The sequence below is a fragment of the Thermophilibacter sp. genome (genome assembly GCF_966187215.1).
Window position 1 is genome coordinate 1 of the sequence record NZ_CBIFYV010000026.1, and the last position, 5,827, is coordinate 5,827.

Below are 5,827 nucleotides of genomic sequence, written 5' to 3' on the forward strand. Positions count from 1 at the left end.
TCGGAGAGCGCATCGGTCGCGCAGAGGCACTCGGCGTCGGTCATGGGGAGGGTGGGCACGGTGGTCCTTTCGCTCGGCGCGCGGCGAAGGGCCGCGCACGAAAAAGGGCCCCGGAGGGCCCGTGGAGTCATGGAGAGGGCAACGGGACTCGAACCCGCGAGTGTCAGCTTGGGAAGCTGATGCCTTACCACTTGGCGATGCCCGCATGCGAGGGAAGTATACCCGTCCGCGCGGCGCCGGGGCAAGCCGCATCCCGTCGGCGGCGGCGATTTGCGCGCGCGGCGGGCGGACGGCGGGCGGACAGCCTTGGTCGCGCCGTCCATTTAACCCGCAAAATATGATTTCATATTCATATATTTGCTGGATTAAGGTTTATGAATGTCAGTTTTTGCGTGTTGTTGAGGGAGGGTTTGGGAATGTGGGGATGTGCGGGCGCGTTGCCGTCTTGGCGGACGCGGCGACGTCGCCATCGTCCATACTCTGGCGAGAAGGACGAGACGGGAGGTTCACATGTCCGTTGGCAACGTCACGAGGTGCGGGGTGGCGGTCGCGCTGCTGGCCGTGAGCGCGGCGGTGAGCCTCGCGCTGGGCCCGGTGCCGTTCACGCTCCAGACGCTCGTGCTCGCGCTGCTGCCGGTGGCGCTCGGCGGGCGGGCGGCCGTGACGTCGGTTGCCGTCTACCTGCTCCTGGGTGCGGCGGGCCTGCCGGTCTTCTCGGGCATGCAGGGTGGACCGGGCGTGCTGGCCGGGCCCACGGGCGGCTTTCTGTGGGGCTTCCTCGTCGGCGAGGCGCTGGCCGCCCTCGTCGTCGGCGAGGACGCTGGGGCCGCGAGCGGGCCACGGGCGTGGCTCGCCGCGGGCTGCGTGCTCGTCGCGTCCTACGCCGCCGGAACGATCCAGCTCATGGTCGTGCTGGGCGTGGGCCCCGCGGCGGCGCTGGGGTCCGCCGTGCTACCCTTCGTGGTGCCCGACCTCGTGAAGGCGGCGGTGGGCGTCACCGCGGGCCGCCGCGTCCGACGCGCGCTCGAGGCCGTCCCGCGCGCCGGGGTCCGCTGAGCGTCCGTGTCCGTTTGATGGAGCCCCGCGGCGCCGCTCGGCGGGCGCGATGTTGTGACGAGGGGCTCGCCCCCACGACGCGGCCGGTGCGCGGCGCCTCGGGTCAGCGACGCGTCAGCCAGCGGTCGGCCAGGCGGAAGGTTCGTGCAAGCGACCTCGCGTAACGTGTGCCCTCCCATCACCGAGCGACGGGAGGGCACATGGCGAGAAGATCGATGCGAGGCGCGTGCGGGGGCGGGCGCGAGCCACCGTCCGAGGACCGTCGCTCGCGGGACGGCGCCCCGCTGCCGCGGGCGCGCCTTCGCGGGGGCGACGAGCCGCGCGGGACCGTCATGCCCGCCGTGGGACACGCCGGGCGCCGGGCGCTGTCCGTCGCGGCGCCCTAGGGCACCGGGTCCGACGGATCTCCTAGGAGCGCCGAATCATCTCGGTGACGAGCGCCGCGACGTCGGCGGCCTGGTCGCCGCTCACGTTGTCGGGCACGTCGTTGGGGGTGTGCGAGAGGGCGGGCAGACCGTTCTCGTCAAGGCCCATGACCGTGACCGAGCGAAGCGACGAGCGCATGGCCGGGGTGGCGTCGGTGTCGCCCCAGTCGTGCGGCGCCTGGGCGAGCTCCATGTGGAGGTCGGACGCGGCGCCGGTGAGCAGGCGCGTAATCCGGCGGTCGCCGCGGCGCGTCTCCTCGAGGCCCTCGTTGCGCAGGACCGTGAGCTCGCCGGCGCCCACGCAGTCGAGGTTGACCACGAAGCACCCGCGGATCTCTGAGCGGTGCGCGGCGAGGAACGAGCGCATGCCCGCGTGGTCGAGCGCCGAGCCGCCGAGCGCGACGAACCAGATGTCGTGCGCGATGAGCGCGTCGTCGCCGAGCTTGAGAACGGCGTCGCGGAGCTCGTCGTCGGTGGGGGCGTCCTCGGCGGGATCGTCCTCGGCGTCCACGAGGCGCAGGCCGCCCCTCATGGCCGCACCGCCGCGCCAGGAGCCGTCGTCGCCGGCGCCGTCGTCCTCGGCGTCGCGACCGCCGGACCTACGCCGCCCGAAGCGGGAGAGCAGGCCCCTCAGGCCGCCGAGCCGCGGGGCGCGGGAGGCCTCGTCGAGGTCCTCCGGGCCGATCGTCGAGAGTGGCTCGGGGGCGGGTCCGACCTCCTGGGGAGCCTGGACGCGCGTGGCGCCGGGGTCGGTCGCGTCAAAGGGGTCGACCTCCTCGCCCGAGGGGTCGGGCAGGTCGTAGAGGGAGGCACGGCGGGCGACGCTCGAGAGCTGCGGGCGGTAGCTCGTCTTGCCCCACTCGGGATCGCTGGGGGCCTCGGGGCGCTGGACGGGCGTCGCGGGAGCCGTGGCCTCGAGCTCGTCGGCCGTGGCGTCGTCCGCGAGGGTCAGGACGCCGGTCGTGTCCTTGGGACCGACGCCGTACCCCTCCTCGACCCCCTCGTCAAAGCGCCCGGAGGCGAGAAGGTCGGCGCGCGTGGTCTGCGCCGTCTCGTCGGCGGCCTCCGCCGCGACCTCGTCGGGGGGCTCGGGCACGGCGACGGAAGCGGTCTCGTCGGCGGGGGCGGGCTCGGGCTCGCTCACCGGGGCGGCCGGGCGCGCGACGGGGATCTCGGTGGTGGAGCCGGCGGGGCGCCCCACGGCCTCGTAGACGATCTCGCAGCTCTCGGGCAGGATGCCGAGCGCGCGCAGGACCTCCGCGCCGTGGCGGACGCCCGGGACGCCCTCGGGCTCCGGCTCGGCCGGCGCCGCGTCCTCGTACGGAGCGGCGGCCGTGGCCGGCTCGGCCTCGGCAGCGAGCTCTCCCTCGCCCGGGGCCTCGCCCTCGTCCGGGACGGTCTCGGCGGTCGGCTCCTCGACGACGGGGGCCACCGGGCGCTCGCGGGGCTTCTCGCCGCTCGGGCGGACGTTCTCGAGGACGCCGAGCATCGCGGCCACGGCGGCCTTGTTGTCGTTGGCGCCCAGCGTGCACGCCGCCGTGCGCTCCGCGATGGACCCCACGGCGACCACGAGCGCGGGGACGGCGGCGAGGATGCCCGCGATCCACAGGATGATGCGGACGGGGCTGGGCAGGAAGCCCAGGAGCTGGACGAAGGCGCACAGCAGCACCGCGAACGAGCAGGGGACCTGGACCTTGTGGATGAGCGTGAGGTAGGGCGCCAGGGGGGAGGTGACGAGGAGGTTCTCGCGCGGGGTGTCATAGTGGGCCGCCACCACGATGGTGCGACTCCCCTTGGTCACGAGCGGGCCGGTGGCGCGGTGGACGGCCACCACGTTCTGGCTCTGCGCCCGCGGCCCGAACGACAGCGGAAGCTCGCGCCCGAAGAGCCTCATGACCGACCTCACGGCGGGTATCGCGGCCAGGACGAGGCCGACGAGGGTCAGCGGCAGGGCGCCGAACCCCGAGACGAGGACGCCCAGGAACATGGCGACGGAGAGGATGGCGCCCGTGAGGCCCGAGAGCAGGGGCGCCTCGAAGTCCTCGACGCGCGGCTCGACGTCGTGGCGGGACATGAGCTCGGCGACGACCTGCGCGGCCTGCAGCTCCTCCTGGCTGTTTGCGGGGGATATGCCGATCGTCTCGTTGAGATGGTCGAGGTAGTCGTGTGTCATGGCCATGCGAGCATCCTTTTCGCGAGTGTCGCGGGCGTCGCCGCGCGGCGTGCATACAATCAAAAGAGTATACGTCTTGTCCTCGGGCTTCGCGGGAAAGACGCAGACGACTCAACAGACGGACGCGAGCGGGGCGCCTGACGGGAGGGGCCGTGGAGCTTTCAAGAGACGACGAGCGCGCGAGGAGAATCTGCTCGCTCGCCCTCGAGTTCATGAGCGCCCGCGCGCCGGTTGGCTCGGCCGACATCGCGCGGGCCCACTACCCGGGCCTCTCGGCGGACAGCTTCCGCCGTGCCTGGGCACGCGACCGCGAGGCGCTCGCCGCGTGCGGCGTCGTGGTCACCGAGCGCCCGGTCCCCGGCGGGGCGTCGGCATGGGAGGTAGACGAGACCCGCTCGTTCGCGGGCGGCGCCGAGCTCTCGCCGCTGGAGGCGGCCGCCCTGGAGGCGGCCTGCCGACCCCTGCTCGACCAGGGGGACTTCCCGCTCGCCGGTGAGCTCCGCCTGGCGCTCGCGAAGCTCTCGCGCGCCTTCGCCGTGAGCGACGGCGTCCCCGCCAGCCCGACCGAACCCGAGAGCGCCGCGGCGCGGGCACTGCGCTCGTGCCTCGCCGCCGGCCATGCCGCCGAGGCCGTCTACGTGGACGCGCGCGGCCGGCGCTCGGAGCGCGCGCTGGCCCCCTACGGCCTCTTCTGCCTGCGTGGCGCGACCTATCTCGTCGCCGGCCGGCTCGACGGCGACGGACGCGCCGTCGAGGGCGGCACGCGCACGTACCGGCTCGACCGCTTCGAGCGCGCCCGCGAGCTCCCCAAGGTCAGCGTCCGGCCGCCCGCGGACTTCTCGGTGGCCGACTGGCGCCGCCTCCCCTTCCAGATGGGGCCCGTCTCGACCGAGGGCGTCTTCGAGGTGCCCGACGACCGCGAGGCCGACATCAGGCGCGCGGCGGGGGCGCAGGGGAGCTTCTCGCGCGAGGGAGGCGCGCTGGTCTGGCGCGTGCCGGTGAGCGACGAGCGCGCGGCCGCGTGCTGGGCCGTCGCCATGGGGGTCGCGCCGGTCGGCCCCAACGGGCTCGTGTCCTCCTGGCGCGACCTGCTCGAGGGGGTGCTCGCCCATGGCTGAGCCGCGCAGGGTCGGTGGCAGGCCCGGCTCTCTCGAGGAGGCGCGCGAGCTGGTGACGCTCGTCTCCAGCCTCTCGGAGGCCGGGGACGCGCTCGACGCGGGTGCCGTGGCGGCGCGTCTCGGGGTCTCGCGGGAACGTGCCGAGAAGCTCCTCTCGCTGGTGCTCACGGCCCGCACCACGGCCGGCTCCGGGCTGCCCCTCACCGAGGACGACGGGATGCTCGCACTCGTCAGCGGCGACGGGACGCGCGGCCGCGCGCTGCGCCTCACCCGCTCGGAGACGCTCGCCCTGGCCGCTGCGCTCGACCGGCTCGGCGTGGGCGAGGACGACCCCCTGCGCGCGCGGCTCGAGTCGGCGCTCGCCGCCGACCCCGTCGACGAGGGGCTCGCGCGCCGCATCACAGGCGCCCGCGCGGACGAGGGCGAGGCCGGCGCGCTCGCCGTCTGCGCACGTGCGCTGGCGGGTCACCGGGACCTCGCCTTCTCCTACCGCCGCCTCGGCGAGACCGAGGCTGCCGAGCGCTCGGTGCGCCCGACGGCCCTGCGCTGCGAGGACGGCGCCTGGCTGCTCGACGCGTTCGACCTCGGGCGCTCGGGCGAGCGCACCTTCCGCGTGGACCGCATGGGCGGCGTCCGCGAGACGGAGCCCGGCGAGAGGCCCGTGCCGTCGCCGCGCGGGGACCACGCGTCCGCGCGCACCGTGGGCCTGACCTTCTCGGACCCGAGCTATCTGGAGCTTCTCCCCTGGCACGAGCTGGACGTCGAGCCCGCGCGCGGCGACGGCACCGTGCGCGCGCGGACGCCGTGGTACGGGGGCTCGTGGCTCGTCCGCATGGTCGCGGCCTGCGGCGGCACCTGCGCGACCGACGACCCCGAGCTCGCCGCGCGGGTCCGGGAGCTCGCGGACGACGCCCTGGCGTGACTGGGACAATGGGCGGGACAATGGGGACGGAGGTGTTTTTCCCACCACGACTATGTGAGAAACAACTCCATTCCCACTGTCCCACTAGCGGCGGCGCCCGAGGCTGGTGTCGCGGCCCCCATTGTTGGCCCCA

5 protein-coding genes and 1 tRNA gene are annotated in these 5,827 nt (G+C 74.4%); 4 read left to right on the forward strand and 2 right to left on the reverse strand.

What is annotated here, in order from left to right; translation table 11 throughout:
* Positions 1-130: 130 nt before the first annotated feature.
* A tRNA-Gly gene (locus ACWTSU_RS02555) sits at positions 131-205 on the reverse strand.
* A 305-nt stretch (positions 206-510) separates the two neighbouring features.
* Here ACWTSU_RS02555 and ACWTSU_RS02560 point away from each other — a divergent pair.
* A complete protein-coding gene (locus ACWTSU_RS02560) occupies positions 511-1,056 on the forward strand; it encodes a biotin transporter BioY (RefSeq protein WP_455138312.1) in 546 nt (181 codons plus the stop codon).
* Between the two features lie 200 nt (positions 1,057-1,256).
* The gene (locus ACWTSU_RS02565; protein ID WP_455138313.1) at positions 1,257-1,442 is read left to right on the forward strand and encodes a hypothetical protein; all 186 of its coding nucleotides are present in this window, start codon (positions 1,257-1,259) and stop codon (positions 1,440-1,442) included.
* 22 nt (positions 1,443-1,464) lie between these two features.
* Here ACWTSU_RS02565 and ACWTSU_RS02570 read toward each other — a convergent pair whose 3' ends face one another.
* Positions 1,465-3,660 carry a hypothetical protein gene (locus tag ACWTSU_RS02570; protein ID WP_455138314.1) on the reverse strand — a complete coding sequence of 732 codons (2,196 nt, stop codon included), beginning with the start codon at positions 3,658-3,660 and terminating at the stop codon, positions 1,465-1,467.
* Positions 3,661-3,806: 146 nt separating this feature from the next.
* On the opposite strand from ACWTSU_RS02570, the gene ACWTSU_RS02575 reads away from it, so the two are divergent.
* Together ACWTSU_RS02575 and ACWTSU_RS02580 are read left to right on the forward strand one after the other, a co-directional pair.
* Positions 3,807-4,772, forward strand: coding sequence for a helix-turn-helix transcriptional regulator (locus ACWTSU_RS02575; protein WP_455138315.1), 966 nt, complete (start codon positions 3,807-3,809; stop codon positions 4,770-4,772).
* Positions 4,765-5,694: a WYL domain-containing protein gene (locus tag ACWTSU_RS02580; RefSeq protein ID WP_455138316.1), complete on the forward strand. Its 930-nt coding sequence runs from the start codon at positions 4,765-4,767 to the stop codon at positions 5,692-5,694. The genes ACWTSU_RS02575 and ACWTSU_RS02580 overlap by 8 nt, the downstream gene beginning before the upstream one ends.
* The last annotated feature ends 133 nt before the right edge of the window (positions 5,695-5,827 follow it).